The organism is Pseudoalteromonas shioyasakiensis (assembly GCF_024518675.1).
Classification (GTDB): Bacteria; Pseudomonadota; Gammaproteobacteria; order Enterobacterales; family Alteromonadaceae; genus Pseudoalteromonas; species Pseudoalteromonas shioyasakiensis_B.
This window is the reverse complement of sequence record NZ_JANIGL010000008.1, coordinates 1-17,272: the sequence shown is the minus strand read 5'-3', so window position 1 is coordinate 17,272 and position 17,272 is coordinate 1. Positions and strand designations below refer to the sequence as shown.

The 17,272-nt window shown below is 43.4% G+C and carries 13 protein-coding genes and 1 tRNA gene; all 14 read left to right on the top strand.

Features of this window, described 5'->3' with window-relative positions; genetic code table 11:
* Positions 1-175 precede the first annotated feature (175 nt).
* Complete coding sequence (gene deoC / locus NQT69_RS17385; RefSeq protein ID WP_256828935.1) at positions 176-910, top strand: deoxyribose-phosphate aldolase; 735 nt, start codon at positions 176-178, stop codon at positions 908-910.
* A gap of 140 nt (positions 911-1,050) precedes the next feature.
* Positions 1,051-1,127: transfer RNA gene (locus tag NQT69_RS17380), tRNA-Trp, on the top strand.
* A 132-nt stretch (positions 1,128-1,259) separates the two neighbouring features.
* The gene (gene secE, locus NQT69_RS17375) at positions 1,260-1,637 is read left to right on the top strand and encodes a preprotein translocase subunit SecE (protein WP_087532505.1); all 378 of its coding nucleotides are present in this window, start codon (positions 1,260-1,262) and stop codon (positions 1,635-1,637) included.
* Positions 1,638-1,641: 4 nt separating this feature from the next.
* The gene (gene nusG / locus NQT69_RS17370) at positions 1,642-2,199 is read left to right on the top strand and encodes a transcription termination/antitermination protein NusG (RefSeq protein WP_256828934.1); all 558 of its coding nucleotides are present in this window, start codon (positions 1,642-1,644) and stop codon (positions 2,197-2,199) included.
* A 215-nt stretch (positions 2,200-2,414) separates the two neighbouring features.
* The gene (gene rplK / locus NQT69_RS17365) at positions 2,415-2,843 is read left to right on the top strand and encodes a 50S ribosomal protein L11 (RefSeq protein ID WP_058561347.1); all 429 of its coding nucleotides are present in this window, start codon (positions 2,415-2,417) and stop codon (positions 2,841-2,843) included.
* A 4-nt stretch (positions 2,844-2,847) separates the two neighbouring features.
* Positions 2,848-3,552, top strand: a complete 705-nt coding sequence (rplA, locus tag NQT69_RS17360; protein WP_256828933.1) for a 50S ribosomal protein L1 — start codon at positions 2,848-2,850, stop codon at positions 3,550-3,552.
* 320 nt (positions 3,553-3,872) lie between these two features.
* Positions 3,873-4,367: a 50S ribosomal protein L10 gene (rplJ, locus tag NQT69_RS17355; protein ID WP_087532501.1), complete on the top strand. Its 495-nt coding sequence runs from the start codon at positions 3,873-3,875 to the stop codon at positions 4,365-4,367.
* Positions 4,368-4,444: 77 nt separating this feature from the next.
* Positions 4,445-4,807 (top strand): 50S ribosomal protein L7/L12, encoded by a 363-nt coding sequence (gene rplL, locus NQT69_RS17350; protein ID WP_008108465.1) that lies wholly within the window; start codon positions 4,445-4,447, stop codon positions 4,805-4,807.
* A 270-nt stretch (positions 4,808-5,077) separates the two neighbouring features.
* On the top strand, positions 5,078-9,103 hold the full coding sequence (gene rpoB, locus NQT69_RS17345) for a DNA-directed RNA polymerase subunit beta (protein ID WP_256828932.1): 4,026 nt from the start codon (positions 5,078-5,080) through the stop codon (positions 9,101-9,103).
* 102 nt (positions 9,104-9,205) lie between these two features.
* Positions 9,206-13,378 (top strand): DNA-directed RNA polymerase subunit beta', encoded by a 4,173-nt coding sequence (gene rpoC / locus NQT69_RS17340; protein WP_256828931.1) that lies wholly within the window; start codon positions 9,206-9,208, stop codon positions 13,376-13,378.
* A 191-nt stretch (positions 13,379-13,569) separates the two neighbouring features.
* Complete coding sequence (gene rpsL / locus NQT69_RS17335; protein WP_002958885.1) at positions 13,570-13,944, top strand: 30S ribosomal protein S12; 375 nt, start codon at positions 13,570-13,572, stop codon at positions 13,942-13,944.
* 97 nt (positions 13,945-14,041) lie between these two features.
* Positions 14,042-14,512, top strand: coding sequence for a 30S ribosomal protein S7 (gene rpsG, locus NQT69_RS17330; protein ID WP_004588211.1), 471 nt, complete (start codon positions 14,042-14,044; stop codon positions 14,510-14,512).
* 27 nt (positions 14,513-14,539) lie between these two features.
* The gene (gene fusA, locus NQT69_RS17325) at positions 14,540-16,648 is read left to right on the top strand and encodes an elongation factor G (RefSeq protein WP_256828930.1); all 2,109 of its coding nucleotides are present in this window, start codon (positions 14,540-14,542) and stop codon (positions 16,646-16,648) included.
* A 68-nt stretch (positions 16,649-16,716) separates the two neighbouring features.
* A partial coding sequence (locus tag NQT69_RS17320; protein ID WP_256828929.1) for a GTP-binding protein occupies positions 16,717-17,272 on the top strand: 556 nt, incomplete at its 3' end.

Genomic DNA, 17,272 nt, shown 5'->3' with positions numbered 1-17,272 from the left:
GTTTATATAACCAAATGTTATATCGGGTGGGTTAATTTGGCTTAAGGCTTAGTTAACAGGGGATTGCGCCGAGTTGCAAGTAGAGTTCATCTGCTTATGGTGATTAGTTATGTGATATAGCTAGATTATGAAAATTTGGTACTATAGGTAGTATAAACACTGACAAGGTGAACCTATGACTACTCAATTAGCTGTACAATTAATGGATTTAACGAGTTTAAACGACGACGATACCACTGCGACTATAGAAACGTTAATTAATAGTATTGAGCCTAAATTGGGCATTCCTGCTGCCATCTGTGTGTACAGTGAGTTTGTTGATGATGCAAAGGTGTTCCTTGGCGAAAGACAGCTAAATCACGTTAAGGTCGCTACGGTGACTAACTTCCCTAGAGGGAGTAACTCGCTCAGTGATGTGATAAATGAAACCCTTATTGCGATTGAGCGTGGAGCTGATGAAATTGATTTGGTTTTACCATATCAAGCCTTAATGGCTGGCGATCATGAGTTAGCCTTAAAATATGTTGAAGCCAGTAAAGAGTGTTGCCCAGAGCACGTTAAATTAAAAGTCATTATCGAATCAGGAGAACTAAAAACACCAGAGCTAATTGCCCAAGCGACCCAAATTGCAATTAATGGCGGCGCTGACTTTGTAAAAACAAGCACAGGTAAAGTAGCCGTAAATGCTACTTTGCAAGCGACAAAAATAATGCTGAGCGCTATTAAAGGCTCTGGAAAGTTAGTTGGTTTCAAAGCTGCCGGCGGTGTTAAAACAGTTGAACAGGCTGATGAATACCTGACTATTGCGGAAAATATTATGGGGGGAGACTATTTGCGCCCACAGACATTTAGGTTTGGTGCATCTAGTTTACTAGCAGATGTATATACGGAGCTTAAAAAAACATCATAAGCGGTTATCTTTTGTGAGTATCGAGTTTACTAGGGGAGATTTAAGGCTGCACAATTAATTAACCGCTAAGATTTTATAATATGGGTATCTTTTACTCTTGTGTTAATGATTTGCGTAAGTATAATAGGCATCCACTTTGCAGGGGCGTAGTTCCAATTGGTAGAACAGCGGTCTCCAAAACCGACGGTTGGGAGTTCGAATCTCTCCGCCCCTGCCAATTTTTCTTGTGAGTGGGTAAAGTCTTAGGTTAAAAATCGGTTTAAATAAGTCTGTTTTTAAGTTTAGATTTTAATGGATTAACCCTGCCATTGTGTAGGGTTGTTGTGTCTGTAGTTAAGGTAATAATATTATGAGCACGAATGTAGAAACGCCATCAAGTGGGATGGATGCAGTAAAGTGGCTTGTGGCAATTGCGCTACTTGCAGGCGCAGTAGTTGGTAATTATATGTACGCAGATCAGTCTGTGTTATTACGTGCTATTGGTGTTGTTATTGCGGTTGCAGCTGGCTTAGGCATTGCAGCAGTAACAGAAAAAGGACGTACCTTCCTTGCTTTTGCAAAAGAAGCGCGTATTGAAGTACGTAAAGTAGTTTGGCCGACGCGCCAAGAAACTACCCATACGACATTTATTGTAATGGTAGCAACTGTGATTATGGCACTTATCCTTTGGGGATTAGATGGCATTTTATTCCGCGCAGTAGGCTTTTTAACTGGATTGGAGATCTGATCCCATGTCGGATGAGAACAACGAAAAGAAACTACGTTGGTACGTAGTACAGGCTTTCTCAGGTTATGAGAAGCGTGTTGCACAAACTCTTCTTGAGCATATCAAGATTGAAGGTTTAGAAGATAGCTTTGGTGAAGTATTAGTACCTACAGAAGAAGTGGTTGAGATGCGCGCTGGTCAAAAGCGTAAATCTGAGCGTAAGTTCTTCCCAGGTTATGTACTCGTACAGATGGATATGAACGATGCGAGCTGGCACTTAGTGAACAGCACAGCACGTGTAATGGGCTTTATCGGTGGTACATCTGACCGCCCAGCACCAATTAGCTCTAAAGAAGCTGATCGTATTCTTAACCGCTTACAAGAAAACGCTGAAGCACCTAAGCCTGCTACATTATTTGAACCAGGTGAAGTTGTTCGTGTTGTTGATGGTCCATTCGCTGACTTTAGCGGTGTGGTTGAAGCTGTTGACTACGAAAAGAGTCGCGTAAAAGTATCTGTACTTATCTTTGGTCGTTCTACGCCAGTTGATCTTGAATTTGGTCAAGTTGAACAAGATAAGTAATAAAATTAGATAGTTTATGCGAAGTGATTTATTACTTTGCATAGGGCTTGAAAAAGGCCGCTGATTAACTTATAATCAGCGGCCTTTTTGTATTCAGGGATAGAGTTTCTTGAATTGATTACAAAAAGTACGAAACCAATTTTTAAACTGGGAAGCCGCTAGAGTACGCGTCCTCGCGCGCACAAGGCTAAGACCCACCTAATGAGGTATTTATAATGGCTAAGAAAGTTGAAGCTCTAATCAAGCTACAAGTTGCTGCTGGTATGGCTAATCCTAGTCCTCCAGTAGGTCCAGCACTAGGTCAACACGGTGTAAACATCATGGAATTCTGTAAAGCGTTCAACGCACGTACAGAATCTATCGAAAAAGGCGCTCCAGTTCCTGTAGTGATCTCTGTTTACGGCGACCGTTCATTTACGTTCGACATGAAAACGCCACCGGCTGCTTACTTACTTAAGAAAGCTGCAGGCATCAAATCAGGCTCAGGCCGTCCTAACACTGAAAAAGTAGGTACGGTAACTCGTGCTCAACTTGAAGAAATCGTTGAGACTAAACGACCTGATCTTACAGCGGCTGATATGGACGCTGCGGTTCGCACTATCGCAGGTTCTGCGCGTGCGATGGGCTTGAACGTAGAGGACTAAGAGAATGGCTAAATTAACTAAACGTATGCGTACTATCCGCGAGAAAGTGGAAGTAACTAAAGATTACGAAATCAACGAAGCAGTTGCTCTTTTAAAAGAGTTAGCGACAGCTAAATTCGTAGAAAGTGTTGACGTTGCTGTTAACCTTGGTATCGATGCTCGTAAATCTGACCAAAACGTTCGTGGTGCAACTGTACTACCTAACGGTACTGGTCGTGACGTTCGCGTTGCAGTATTCACACAAGGCGCTAACGCAGAAGCTGCGAAAGAAGCCGGTGCTGAACTAGTAGGTATGGAAGATCTTGCTGATCTAGTTAAGAAAGGCGAGATGAACTTTGACGTTGTTGTTGCATCACCAGACGCTATGCGTGTTGTTGGTCAACTAGGTCAAATCTTAGGCCCACGTGGTCTAATGCCAAACCCTAAAACTGGTACTGTAACACCTAACGTTGCAGAAGCAGTTAAAAATGCTAAAGCTGGTCAAGTGCGTTACCGCAATGACAAAAATGGTATCATCCACACTACTATTGGTAAGGTTGATTTCACAGCTGAGCAACTTCAACAAAACCTTGAATCTCTTATTGTTGCGCTTAAGAAGGCTAAACCTTCTCAGGCTAAAGGTACTTACGTGAAGAAAGTAACTATCTCTACAACAATGGGCGCAGGTGTTTCTGTTGACCAAGGCACTTTAAGCACAACTGTAGCTTAATAGGTGTTTACATGGCGTGAAATTTGTACTATAATTTTGCGCCATTTTGTTGATTAATTTGATTAGTCAGCAAAGTAAAGAATTCGGGTTGAAGTCCATAATTTCGGTGCGCCTTCGGGTAAAGCGATAAATTGGGCTTCCGTCCAAGACCGTAGGTGGTTTAGGCCTTAATTTTACCTACGTAGACGGTGTGAATCCCCAGATAGATTTTTCCTAATCCTTCTGGCTCTCGCCGTAAAAAGCATCTCCATCACGTGTGATGGGGAAGAGTAAAACAGGGAAGCCGATAACGGTAACCCATTAAACCAGGAGTAACACCCATGGCTTTAAATCTTCAAGGCAAAAAAGCAATTGTTGCTGAAGTCAACGAAGCAGCCACTGGTGCTCTATCTGCAGTAATCGCAGATTCTCGTGGTGTAACAGTTGGTGCAATCACTGCCCTTCGTAAAGAAGCTCGTGAGAACGGTGTTTGGATGAAAGTTGTCCGTAACACTCTAGCAAAACGTGCTATCGAAGGAACAGATTTTGAGTGCCTTAACGATTCATTAGTTGGTCCAAGCTTAATCGCTTTCTCATCAGAGCACCCAGGTGCTGCTGCGCGTATCTTCTCAGATTTCGCGAAAAAGAATGAGAAATTCGAAATTAAAACGGCCGCTTTTGAAGGTAATGTAGTAGACGCAGCTATGCTTGCAACTCTACCTACATACGACGAAGCTGTTGCACGCTTAATGAGCGCTATGAAAGAAGCGTCTGCTGGCAAATTGTGTAAAACAATTGAAGCAGTACGTGTACAGAAAGAAGAGCAAGCTGCTTAATTTTAAGCTGTTTAAACTCTCTTTCGGTGTAAAATTTTTTTGGACCTTTGAGTCCGTTAATTATTAGGAAATTTGTAATGTCTGTAACTAAAGACCAAATCCTTGACGCAATTGCTGAAATGTCAGTAATGGACGTTGTTGCTCTTGTTGAAGCAATGGAAGAAAAATTCGGCGTAACTGCTGCAGCTGCTATGGTAGCAGGTCCTGCTGCTGAAGCTGCTGAAGAGAAAACTGAATTTGACGTAATCCTTACTGGCGCTGGCGCTAACAAGGTTGCGGCAATCAAAGCTGTACGTGGCGCAACTGGCCTAGGCCTTAAAGAAGCGAAAGCTCTTGTTGAAGCTGCTCCAACTCCAGTTAAAGAAGGTATCTCTAAAGAAGAAGCTGAAGCTCTTGCTAAAGACCTTACTGAAGCTGGTGCTGAAGTTGAGGTTAAGTAATCTAGCTCACGCTAGGTTCGCTGCCTGAGAAATCAGGCAAGGGCTGGTGATTATTTAATCACCGGCCTTTTTGCGCTATAGAGTTATGTATTCCTATAGCTCAAATAAAATCTGGTTTTCTCTTTACTTTCAACGCTTTATAGTTTGCTAGTGTTAAAGTGGGAGCTTATCGGAACAACAATTAAATGTTGTACATCTTGGCATAGATGCCAGTTAAGTCTGTTCTTACAAGAACAGGTCGGGTCAAAGATCAGCAAGCTGAGGAACCCCATGGCTTACTCTTATTCTGAAAAGAAACGTATCCGTAAGGATTTTGGTAAACGTCCACAAGTATTGGATATACCTTTCTTACTGTCGACGCAGTTAGAATCGTTTAAAAAATTCTTAGTCCCGGACGCTGATGGCGATCATGGTTTGGAAGCAGCCTTCCAATCTGTGTTTCCAATCAAAAGCTACTCGGGAAATTCTGAGCTTCAATACGTAAGTTATCGTATTGGTGAGCCAGTATTCGATGTAAAAGAATGTCAAATTCGCGGTGTGACTTTTTCTGCTCCACTTCGCGTAAAATTGCGTCTTGTAGTAATGGACAAAGAAGCTCCAGGCACAGTTAAAGACATTAAAGAGCAAGAAGTTTACATGGGCGAAATTCCGCTCATGACCGATACCGGTACCTTTGTAATCAATGGTACAGAGCGTGTTATCGTTTCTCAGCTACACCGTAGCCCTGGTGTATTCTTTGATAACGACCGCGGTAAAACTCACTCATCGGGTAAGGTACTATATAACGCACGTGTAATTCCTTACCGTGGTTCGTGGTTAGACTTTGAGTTTGATGCAAAAGATAACTTATATGTACGTATTGACCGTCGTCGTAAATTACCGGCGTCTATCATGTTACGTGCACTTGAGTACACGACTGAAGAAATCCTTGAGATGTTCTTCGACACAACTGCGTTTGAAGTAACCGACGGTAAAGTTCTTATGGAACTTGTGCCTTCACGTTTACGTGGTGAAACCGCTGCCTTTGATATTAAAGGTGAAGACGGTGATGTGCTGGTTGAAAGTGGCCGTCGTATTACTGCGCGTCATATCAAGAGCATTGAGAAAAAAGGCATTACTCAGTTAGAAGTACCACATGAGTACATCATTGGCCGTGTTATTGCGAAGAACTACGTTGACGAGTCAACGGGTGAGATCATCGCAACTGCTAATGACGAACTAACACTTGAGCTAATGGCCGAGCTTGTTAAAGCGGGTCACACTAAGATTGATACTTTATATATCAACGAAGTTGACAGCGGTGCATACATTTCAGATACCTTACGTATCGATTCAAGCACTAACCGTTTAGAAGCACTTGTAGAAATTTATCGCATGATGCGCCCAGGCGAGCCACCGACGAAAGACGCGGCTGAAGCCTTATTTGAGAACTTATTCTTCTCAGAAGAACGCTATGACTTATCTACTGTAGGTCGTATGAAGTTCAATAGCCGTGTTGGTTATGACACTGACACAGGCCCAGGCACATTAAGCAAAGAAGACATCGTGTCTGTTATGAAAGTATTAATTGCTATTCGTAACGGTCAAGGCGATGTTGATGATATTGACCACTTAGGCAACCGTCGTATCCGTAGTGTTGGCGAAATGGCTGAGAACCAATTCCGTGTAGGTTTAGTACGTGTTGAACGTGCTGTACGTGAGCGTTTAAGCTTAGGTGACCTTGATGCGGTAATGCCACAAGATCTAATTAACGCTAAGCCTATTTCGGCAGCGGTTAAAGAGTTCTTTGGCTCATCTCAGTTATCACAGTTTATGGACCAAAATAACCCGCTATCAGAAGTAACGCATAAGCGTCGTATTTCTGCATTAGGTCCGGGCGGTCTAACTCGTGAGCGCGCTGGCTTCGAAGTACGTGACGTTCACGTAACTCACTATGGTCGCGTATGTCCAATCGAGACTCCTGAGGGTCCAAACATCGGTCTAATTAACTCATTGTCTACGTACGCACGTACTAATGATTATGGTTTCTTAGAAACACCTTACCGTAAAGTGGTAGACGGTGTTGTAACTGATGAAGTTGATTATTTATCAGCCATTGAAGAAGGTCAGTTTGTTATCGCACAGGCGAACTCAAACTTGAACGAAAGCAATGAATTTGTTGATGAACTAATTCCATGTCGTCACAAAGGTGAATCAACCTTTATGGGCAAAATGGACCAACAATATATGGACGTATCACCACAACAGGTGATCTCTGTAGCGGCAGCACTTATCCCGTTCCTAGAACACGATGATGCTAACCGTGCATTGATGGGTTCAAACATGCAACGTCAAGCAGTACCAACATTGAAAGCGGATAAGCCGTTAGTAGGTACGGGTATTGAGTTAACACTAGCGAAAGACTCTGGTGTGACGATTGTTGCAAAACGTGGTGGTGAAGTAATGTATGCTGACGCAAGTCGCATCGTTGTTAATGTACATGAAGAAGAACGCATTCCTGGTGAAGCGGGTATCGACATCTACAACTTAACTAAATACACCCGTTCTAACCAAAACACATGTATTAACCAAAAACCAACTTGTATGGTTGGCGAACCGGTTACTCGTGGCGATGTGTTAGCAGATGGTCCTTCGACTGACTTAGGTGACTTAGCCCTTGGTCAAAACCTTCGCGTGGCATTCATGCCATGGAACGGTTATAACTTCGAGGATTCAATCCTACTATCAGAGCGCGTAGTTGAAGAAGATCGTCTAACGACTATCCATATTCAAGAACTACAGTGTATCGCCCGTGATACTAAGTTAGGTCCAGAAGAGATCACAGCAGATATTCCGAACGTGGGTGAATCTGCACTAGGCAAACTTGATGAATCAGGTGTTGTTTATATTGGTGCTGAAGTTAAAGGCGGCGATATCCTAGTAGGTAAAGTGACTCCGAAAGGCGAAACGCAATTAACACCAGAAGAGAAGCTACTACGTGCTATCTTCGGTGAAAAAGCGTCTGACGTTAAAGACAGCTCATTACGTGTACCAAACTCTGTAACTGGTACTGTAATCGACGTGCAAGTTTTCACCCGTGATGGTGTTGAAAAAGACAAGCGCGCGCTAGAAGTTGAAGAAATGCAACTTCGTGATGCGAAAAAAGACTTTAACGAAGAATTCCGTATTCTTGAAGCAGGCGTTTTAGACCGTGCTCGCAAGTTACTTGTAGCTGCTGGTCAAAGCGAAGAACAATTAGCGACACTGAATGCTGAGAAGCTACTAACTCAAAGTCTTGCAGAAGAAGATAAGCAAGCTGAACTTGAGCAACTAGCTGCACAGTACGATGAGCTTAAAGCTGAATACGATAAGAAGTTTGAAAACAAACGTCGTAAGATCACTCAAGGTGATGACTTAGCACCAGGCGTACTTAAGATTGTTAAAGTATACCTTGCTGTTAAACGTCGTATCCAACCGGGTGATAAGATGGCGGGTCGTCACGGTAACAAAGGTGTTATCTCGACTATCGTACCAGTAGAAGATATGCCATATGATGACAAAGGTCGTACGGTAGACATCGTATTGAATCCACTAGGTGTACCATCACGTATGAACATCGGTCAGATCCTTGAAACACATATGGGTCTAGCTGCACGTGGTATCGGTGAACGTCTAGAAGAAATGATGAAAGAACAACGTGAGCTGCATGAGTTACGTGAATTCATCAAGCAAGCCTACGAGATCGGTGATTGCCGTCAAAAAGTAGATATTGCTAGCTTCTCTGATGATGAAGTTCGTCGCTTAGCTGTAAACTTAAAAGGTGGTTTACCAATCGCTACTCCTGCATTTGATGGCGCGAAAGAAGACGAAATCAAAGACATGCTTGAGTTAGGTGGCTACCCAAGAAGTGGTCAGGTTACACTTTATGATGGCCGTACTGGCGATCAGTTTGAACGTCAAGTAACCGTAGGTTACATGTACATGCTGAAACTAAATCACTTAGTTGATGACAAGATGCATGCGCGTTCAACTGGTTCTTATAGCCTTGTTACTCAGCAGCCGCTGGGTGGTAAAGCACAGTTCGGTGGCCAGCGTTTCGGTGAGATGGAAGTATGGGCACTTGAAGCATACGGTGCTGCTTACACTCTACAAGAAATGCTAACAGTGAAGTCGGATGACGTGAACGGTCGTACTAAGATGTATAAAAACATCGTTGATGGTAACCATAAAATGGAACCAGGTATGCCAGAATCGTTCAACGTATTGTTGAAAGAAATCCGCTCACTGGGTATCAACATCGAGTTGGAAGAAAATTAAGCCAATTAGGTGCTGTAGCTAGCTACAGCACCTGTTACGGCCGAATAGAATGTAGGGGCGAGATTATCCGCCCTCAAGATTAACTCCGACAGGAGAGCTAAGGTGAAAGACTTACTTAAGTTTCTGAAGCAACAAAATAAGACCGAAGAATTCGATGCAATTCGCATTGGTCTTGCTTCGCCAGACATGGTTCGTTCATGGTCATACGGTGAAGTAAAGAAACCTGAGACTATTAACTACCGTACTTTCAAGCCTGAGCGCGATGGCTTATTCTGTGCCCGTATTTTCGGTCCAGTGAAAGATTATGAGTGTTTATGTGGTAAATATAAACGCCTTAAACACCGTGGTGTGATCTGTGAAAAGTGTGGCGTTGAAGTAACATTGACTAAAGTGCGTCGTGACAGAATGGGTCACATCGACTTGGCAAGTCCAGTTGCGCATATTTGGTTCTTAAAATCATTACCGTCACGTATCGGCTTAATGCTTGATATGACGCTTCGTGATATTGAACGTGTTCTTTACTTCGAATCATTCGTAGTAACTGAGCCTGGTATGACAACGCTTGAGCGTGGTCAACTATTAGGTGAAGAAGAATACTTAGATGCACTTGAAGAGCACGGTGATGAATTTGAAGCTAAGATGGGTGCAGAAGCAGTTTTAGACTTGCTTCGTGAACTTGATCTTGGCCAATTAATTGCTGAGATGCGTGAAGAGTTACCAACAATTAACTCTGAAACTAAGCGTAAGAAGATCACTAAACGTCTTAAATTAATGGAATCGTTCCACCAATCAGGTAACAATCCTGAGTGGATGATCATGACAGTACTTCCAGTATTGCCACCTGATCTACGTCCATTAGTACCACTAGACGGTGGTCGTTTTGCGACATCTGATCTAAATGACCTCTACCGTCGTGTTATTAACCGTAATAACCGTCTTAAGCGTCTACTAGATTTAGCAGCACCAGACATTATCGTACGCAACGAAAAACGTATGTTACAAGAAGCGGTAGATGCGCTACTTGATAACGGTCGTCGTGGTCGTGCAATTACAGGTTCTAACAAGCGTCCGCTTAAATCTCTTGCTGATATGATCAAGGGTAAGCAAGGTCGTTTCCGTCAGAACTTACTTGGTAAGCGTGTAGATTACTCAGGCCGTTCTGTAATCACAGTGGGCCCTACTCTTAAGCTTCACCAATGTGGTCTTCCTAAGAAGATGGCACTTGAGCTATTCAAACCATTTATCTATGGCAAATTAGAGCGTCGCGGCATGGCTACGACAATCAAAGCTGCTAAGAAAATGGTAGAGCGTGAAGTTCCGGAAGTATGGGATGTATTAGACGAAGTAATTCGTGAACATCCAGTATTACTTAACCGTGCACCAACACTTCACCGTTTGGGTATCCAAGCGTTTGAACCTGTGCTTATTGAAGGTAAAGCAATCCATTTACACCCATTAGTTTGTGCGGCTTATAACGCCGACTTCGATGGTGACCAAATGGCGGTACACGTACCGTTAACACTTGAAGCACAGCTTGAAGCACGTGCGTTAATGATGTCGACTAACAACATCTTATCGCCTGCGAATGGTGAGCCGATCATCGTTCCTTCACAGGACGTTGTATTAGGTCTTTACTACATGACTCGTGATCGCATCAATGCGAAAGGCGAAGGCACAGTATTTAAAGATCCAAAAGAAGCAGAAAAAGCATACCGTAGTGGCAATGCAGAACTTCACGCTCGCGTAAAAGTTCGTATTAGCCAATCAGTTGCTAACGAGCATGGTGAAGTAGAAGATACAATCACTATTATCGATACCACTGTAGGTCGTGCAATTCTGTCTCTAATTTTACCTAAAGGTATGCCGTTTGAGTCAATCAACCAAGCATTAGGTAAAAAACAGATTTCTAGCTTATTAAACGAGTGTTACCGTCGTTTAGGTCTAAAAGACACTGTTGTGTTTGCTGACCAAGTTATGTACACCGGTTTCCACTACGCAATGAAATCAGGTGTTTCAATTGGTATTGATGACTTAGTTATCCCACCAGTTAAAGCGTCTATCATTGAAGCAGCAGAAGCTGAAGTAACTGAAATCAACCAACAATTCCAATCAGGTCTTGTGACGGCTGGTGAAAAGTACAACAAAGTTATCGATATCTGGTCACGTGTAAATGAAAACTTATCACGTGAGATGATGGCCAACTTGTCTAAAGACACGGTTATCAATGCCCAAGGTGAAGAAGAAGAGCAACCGTCATTTAACTCAGTGTTTATGATGGCCGACTCAGGTGCTCGTGGTAGTGCCGCTCAGATCCGTCAGCTAGCAGGTATGCGTGGTCTAATGGCACGTCCAGATGGTTCAATCATCGAGACGCCAATCACGGCTAACTTCCGTGAAGGTCTAAACGTACTTCAGTACTTCATCTCAACGCACGGTGCGCGTAAAGGTCTTGCCGATACAGCACTGAAAACAGCGAACTCGGGTTACCTAACGCGTCGCTTAGTAGACGTTGCACAAGATTTGGTAATCAACGAAGACGATTGTGGCACAGAAGATGGCTTAACAATGAAACCGCTTATCGAAGGTGGTGATGTTGTAGAAGCACTTCGCGAACGTGTTCTTGGTCGTGTTGTTGCTGAAGATGTTGTGATCCCAGGAACTAATACTGTTCTGGTTGAGCGTAATATCATGCTTGATGAAAAACTGTGTGACCTTTTAGAAGAGCACTCAGTGGATGAAGTTCGTGTACGCTCAGTTATCACTTGTGATAACGACTTTGGTGTATGTGCTAAGTGTTATGGTCGTGACCTTGCACGTGGTCATATCATCAACGCGGGTGAATCAGTCGGTGTTATCGCAGCTCAATCAATCGGTGAGCCAGGTACACAGCTTACGATGCGTACATTCCACATCGGTGGTGCGGCATCAAGAGCATCTGCTGAAAACAATGTACAAGTTAAAACTAACGGTACATTAAAGCTTCATAACGCTAAATATGTATTAAATACAGACGGTAAGATTGTTATTACCTCACGTTCTACAGAGATCACTATCATTGATAGCTATGGTCGTGAAAAAGAACGTTATAAAGTACCTTACGGTGCGGTTTTAACAGTTCAAGATAATGCTGAAGTTCAAGGTAACGACATTGTTGCTACTTGGGACCCGCATAGTCACCCAATCGTTCTTGAGCATAAATCAAAAGTATCGTTCAGCGATATCGATGACTCGAATACAGAGACACAGACTGATGAATTAACCGGTTTAACTCGTATTGTTGTTAAAGATCTTGCTAAAGCGAATGCGAAAGAGCCTAAGCTTATCATCGAAAGTGAAGAGCGTGGCTTGCAAGAAACTCGTCTTCCTTCATTCACTACGATTGAAGTTACAGACGGCGCGACTGCAAACCCTGGTGACGTGTTAGCACGTATCCCGCAAGAAGGTTCGAAAACTCGTGATATCACGGGTGGTCTACCACGCGTAGCCGACTTATTCGAAGCACGTAAACCGAAAGAGCCAGCTATCTTAGCTGAGATCACAGGTACTATTAGCTTCGGTAAAGAGACTAAAGGTAAGAAACGTCTAGTTATCACTCCACCAGAAGGTGATCATTACGAAGAAATGATTCCTAAGTGGCGTCAACTTAACGTGTTTGAAGGTGAGCAAGTGTCTAAAGGTGAAGTTATCGCCGATGGTCCTGAATCACCACATGACATCTTACGCCTACGTGGTGTGACTCATGTTGCTAACTACATCGTTAATGAAGTGCAAGAGGTTTACCGTTTGCAGGGCGTTAAGATCAATGATAAGCACATTGAAACAATTATTCGTCAGATGCTACGTAAATGTACCATCCTTGACGGCGGTCATAGTGAATTCTTAGCTGGTGAGCAAATTGAAGTGGCACGCGTTAATATCGCAAACCGCGACTTAGAAGCTCAAGGCAAGTTACCAGCTAAATATGAAATCCAGTTAATGGGTATCACTAAAGCTTCACTAGCCACAGAATCTTTCATCTCGGCAGCCTCGTTCCAGGAGACAACTCGTGTCCTAACAGAAGCCGCTGTGAATGGTAAGAGCGATGAACTTCGCGGTCTGAAAGAAAACGTAATCGTGGGTCGTTTGATCCCAGCCGGTACCGGTTTTGCGTATCATCAAGATCGTATGGCACGTCGTAAGCAAAGTTTAGTTGTTGAAGAGCAAACCGTAAGTGCAGAAGAGGCGACTCAGGCACTAACAGATGCTTTAAACGCTGATTTATCTGGAAATCAATAAACTGAATCTAATCAATAGATTAGATTTTAGCAAGGCAGATATATACTGCCTTGCTAACGGTTTATGTTGACAGGTTAATCTTTGCTCATTAAAATTCCGCCACCCATTTACCTGCGCGTTTGTAACAAGCTTGTAAAAAGGGCGGATTTTTTATTTTTTCAGTAGTAATTTTAATTTCAGGAGCTATTTAAATGGCAACTATTAACCAGCTAGTGCGTAAGCCACGTCGTAGCAAGGTTACTAAAAGTAACTCAGCTGCGCTTAAAGCGTGTCCGCAAAAGCGTGGTGTATGTACTCGCGTATATACAACTACACCTAAGAAACCAAACTCGGCGTTACGTAAAGTAGCTCGTGTACGTTTAACTAACGGTTTCGAAGTAACATCATACATCGGTGGTGAAGGTCATAACCTTCAAGAGCACAGTGTAATCCTAATCCGTGGTGGTCGTGTTAAAGATTTACCAGGTGTGCGTTTCCACACTGTACGTGGTGCACTTGACTGTGCAGGCGTAAGCGACCGTCGTCAAGCTCGTTCTAAATACGGTGCAAAACGCCCTAAGGGCTAATTGTATTCCGTTAGTAAGGCCAAGCACTAAATATTATTAATTATTGTTTTGGGTTATTGTCTCGAAAGAGCAAACCTGAATAAACCGGAGATACAAAATGCCTAGAAGACGCGTAATAGGTCAACGTAAAATTCTTCCAGATCCTAAGTTCGGATCGGAACTTCTTGCTAAATTCGTTAACATCGTAATGTTAGACGGCAAGAAATCTACTGCTGAAAAAATCGTTTACGGTGCGCTAGATGTGGCTGCTGAGAAATCAGGCAAATCGCACCTTGAAATCTTTGAGTCTGCACTTGATAACATCCGTCCACAGGTAGAGGTTAAATCTCGCCGTGTTGGTGGTTCAACTTATCAAGTACCAGTTGAAGTACGTCCAGTACGTCGCAACGCATTAGGTATGCGTTGGTTAGTAGACGCTGCACGTAAGCGTGGCGAAAAATCTATGGGCTTACGTTTAGCTCAAGAAATCGTTGACGCTGCTGACAACAAAGGCACTGCGGTTAAGAAACGTGAAGACGTTCACCGTATGGCTGAAGCGAATAAAGCATTCGCTCATTACCGTTGGTAATCTGTCCTTAACCTTTAAGAGGATCATATGGCACGTACAACTCCACTTGAGCGCTACCGCAATATCGGTATTGTTGCTCACGTAGATGCAGGCAAAACCACTACAACAGAACGTGTTCTGTTCTACACAGGTCTTTCTCATAAGATCGGTGAAGTACATGATGGCGCCGCAACTATGGATTGGATGGAGCAGGAACAAGAGCGTGGTATCACAATCACTTCTGCTGCAACAACGTGTTTCTGGAAAGGGATGGACGCGCAATTTGACGACCATCGTATCAATATTATTGATACTCCAGGGCACGTAGATTTCACTATCGAAGTAGAACGTTCTTTGCGTGTACTTGATGGTGCGGTAGTTGTTCTTTGTGCTTCATCAGGTGTACAGCCGCAAACTGAGACAGTTTGGCGTCAAGCGAACAAATACGAAGTTCCGAGAATGATCTTCGTAAATAAAATGGATCGCACGGGCGCTGACTTCTTAACGGTTGTTAGCCAGGTGAAATCTCGTCTTGGAGCAACGCCTGTTCCAATTCAGCTACCTGTTGGCGCTGAAGACGACTTTAAAGGTGTAATTGACCTCATAAAAATGAAAGTGATTAACTGGAATTCTGAAGACCAGGGTATGACTTTCAGCTATGAGGCAATCCCGGCAGAACTTCAAGAGCTTGCTGATGAATGGCACTCTCACTTAGTTGAAAGTGCTGCAGAAGCTTCTGATGAACTAATGGATAAGTATTTGGAAGGTGAAGACCTGAGCGAAGCTGAAATTAAATCAGCTTTGCGTCAGCGTACATTAGCTAACGAAATCGTCCCGATGACTTGTGGTAGCGCATTTAAAAATAAAGGCGTTCAAGCTGTGCTTGATGGCGTTATTGAATATATGCCTGCACCAACACAAGTGAAACAAATTCAAGGTATTCTTGAAGATGGTACTGAGGAAGAGCGTCCAGCTGATGACAACGCACCGTTTGCTGCACTTGCTTTTAAGATTGCAACAGACCCGTTCGTTGGTACTTTAACCTTTTTCCGTGTTTACTCTGGTACTGTTAAACAGGGTGATGCGGTTTACAACCCAGTAAAAAGTAAGCGTGAGCGCCTTGGTCGTATCGTTCAGATGCATTCAAACTCACGTGAAGAGATCAAAGAAGTCCACGCAGGCGACATCGCGGCGGCTATTGGTCTTAAAGACGTAACAACAGGTGAAACACTGTGTGATCCGAATTCTAAAATTACGCTTGAGCGTATGGAATTCCCAGAACCAGTAATCTCTGTTGCGGTTGAGCCTCGCACAATCGCTGACCAGGACAAGATGGCTATCGCACTAGGTAAACTAGCGGCGGAAGATCCCTCTTTCCGAGTACAAACTGATGATGAATCAGGCCAGACTATTATTTCTGGTATGGGTGAACTTCACCTTGATATCATTGTCGACCGTATGAAACGTGAATTCAGTGTTGAATGTAACGTTGGTAAGCCGCAGGTTTCTTACCGTGAAGCTATTCGTGATACCGTTAAGGTGGAAGGAAAGTTCGTTCGTCAATCAGGTGGTCGTGGTCAATATGGTCACGTCTGGCTTAAACTTGAACCGATGGATATTTCGGATGATGACGCCCCAATTTACGAATTCGTTAACGAAACCGTAGGTGGCTCAGTTCCTAAAGAATACATCCCTGCGGTAGACAAAGGCATTCAAGAGCAAATGGCTCAAGGTGTGCTGGCAGGCTACCCATTACTTGGCGTGAAAGCGACTTTATATGATGGTTCATTCCATGATGTAGACTCGAATGAAATGGCATTTAAAATAGCAGGTTCTTTGGCAATGAAGCAGGGCGCACTTGATGCAAACCCTGTTCTTTTAGAGCCAATGATGAAGGTTGAAGTACTCACTCCTGAAGCAAACATGGGTGATGTAGTTGGCGACCTAAACCGTCGTCGCGGCATGATCGAAGGCATGGAAGAAGCACTAGGTGGACTTAAACAAGTTAACGCTTTAGTTCCGCTCTCTGAAATGTTTGGTTATGCTACTGATCTGCGTTCTGCAACGCAGGGCCGTGCTTCATACTCTATGGAGTTTTTGAAGTACGCTGAAGCCACAAAGAGTGTTGCAGATAAAATAATTGCAGCTCGCTGTTAAGTAATTTTTAGCTTGGTTTGGCTCAATAACGAGCTAAACCTTTAATTTCTTTATAGGAATTTTTTAAGATGGCAAAAGAAAAGTTTGAACGCGTAAAACCGCACGTAAACGTTGGTACAATCGGCCACGTTGACCACGGTAAAACAACCCTAACTGCAGCAATCACTAACGTACTTGCAAAAGTATACGGCGGTGTTGCTAAAGATTTCGCATCAATCGATAACGCTCCAGAAGAGCGCGAGCGTGGTATCACAATCTCAACTTCACACGTTGAGTACGATACTCCAACTCGTCACTACGCACACGTAGATTGTCCTGGACACGCCGATTATGTTAAAAACATGATCACTGGTGCTGCTCAAATGGACGGTGCTATCTTAGTAGTAGCTGCGACTGATGGCCCTATGCCACAAACTCGTGAGCACATCCTACTTTCTCGTCAGGTTGGCGTTCCTTACATCATCGTATTCATGAACAAATGTGACATGGTTGATGATGAAGAGCTACTTGAGCTAGTAGAAATGGAAGTTCGTGAACTTCTTTCTGAATATGACTTCCCAGGTGATGACTTACCACTAATTCAAGGTTCAGCTCTTAAAGCTCTTGAAGGCGAAAAGCAGTGGG

Bases quoted from the DNA above. Each gene is read 5' to 3' on its own strand.
- rpoB (WP_256828932.1), top strand. From the start codon at position 5,078: ATGGCTTACTCTTATTCTGAAAAGAAACGTATCCGTAAGGATTTTGGT.
- fusA (WP_256828930.1), top strand. From the start codon at position 14,540: ATGGCACGTACAACTCCACTTGAGCGCTACCGCAATATCGGTATTGTT.
- rpsL (WP_002958885.1), top strand. From the start codon at position 13,570: ATGGCAACTATTAACCAGCTAGTGCGTAAGCCACGTCGTAGCAAGGTT.
- nusG (WP_256828934.1), top strand. From the start codon at position 1,642: ATGTCGGATGAGAACAACGAAAAGAAACTACGTTGGTACGTAGTACAG.
- rplK (WP_058561347.1), top strand. From the start codon at position 2,415: ATGGCTAAGAAAGTTGAAGCTCTAATCAAGCTACAAGTTGCTGCTGGT.
- rplJ (WP_087532501.1), top strand. From the start codon at position 3,873: ATGGCTTTAAATCTTCAAGGCAAAAAAGCAATTGTTGCTGAAGTCAAC.
- rplA (WP_256828933.1), top strand. From the start codon at position 2,848: ATGGCTAAATTAACTAAACGTATGCGTACTATCCGCGAGAAAGTGGAA.
- rpsG (WP_004588211.1), top strand. From the start codon at position 14,042: ATGCCTAGAAGACGCGTAATAGGTCAACGTAAAATTCTTCCAGATCCT.
- deoC (WP_256828935.1), top strand. From the start codon at position 176: ATGACTACTCAATTAGCTGTACAATTAATGGATTTAACGAGTTTAAAC.
- rplL (WP_008108465.1), top strand. From the start codon at position 4,445: ATGTCTGTAACTAAAGACCAAATCCTTGACGCAATTGCTGAAATGTCA.
- secE (WP_087532505.1), top strand. From the start codon at position 1,260: ATGAGCACGAATGTAGAAACGCCATCAAGTGGGATGGATGCAGTAAAG.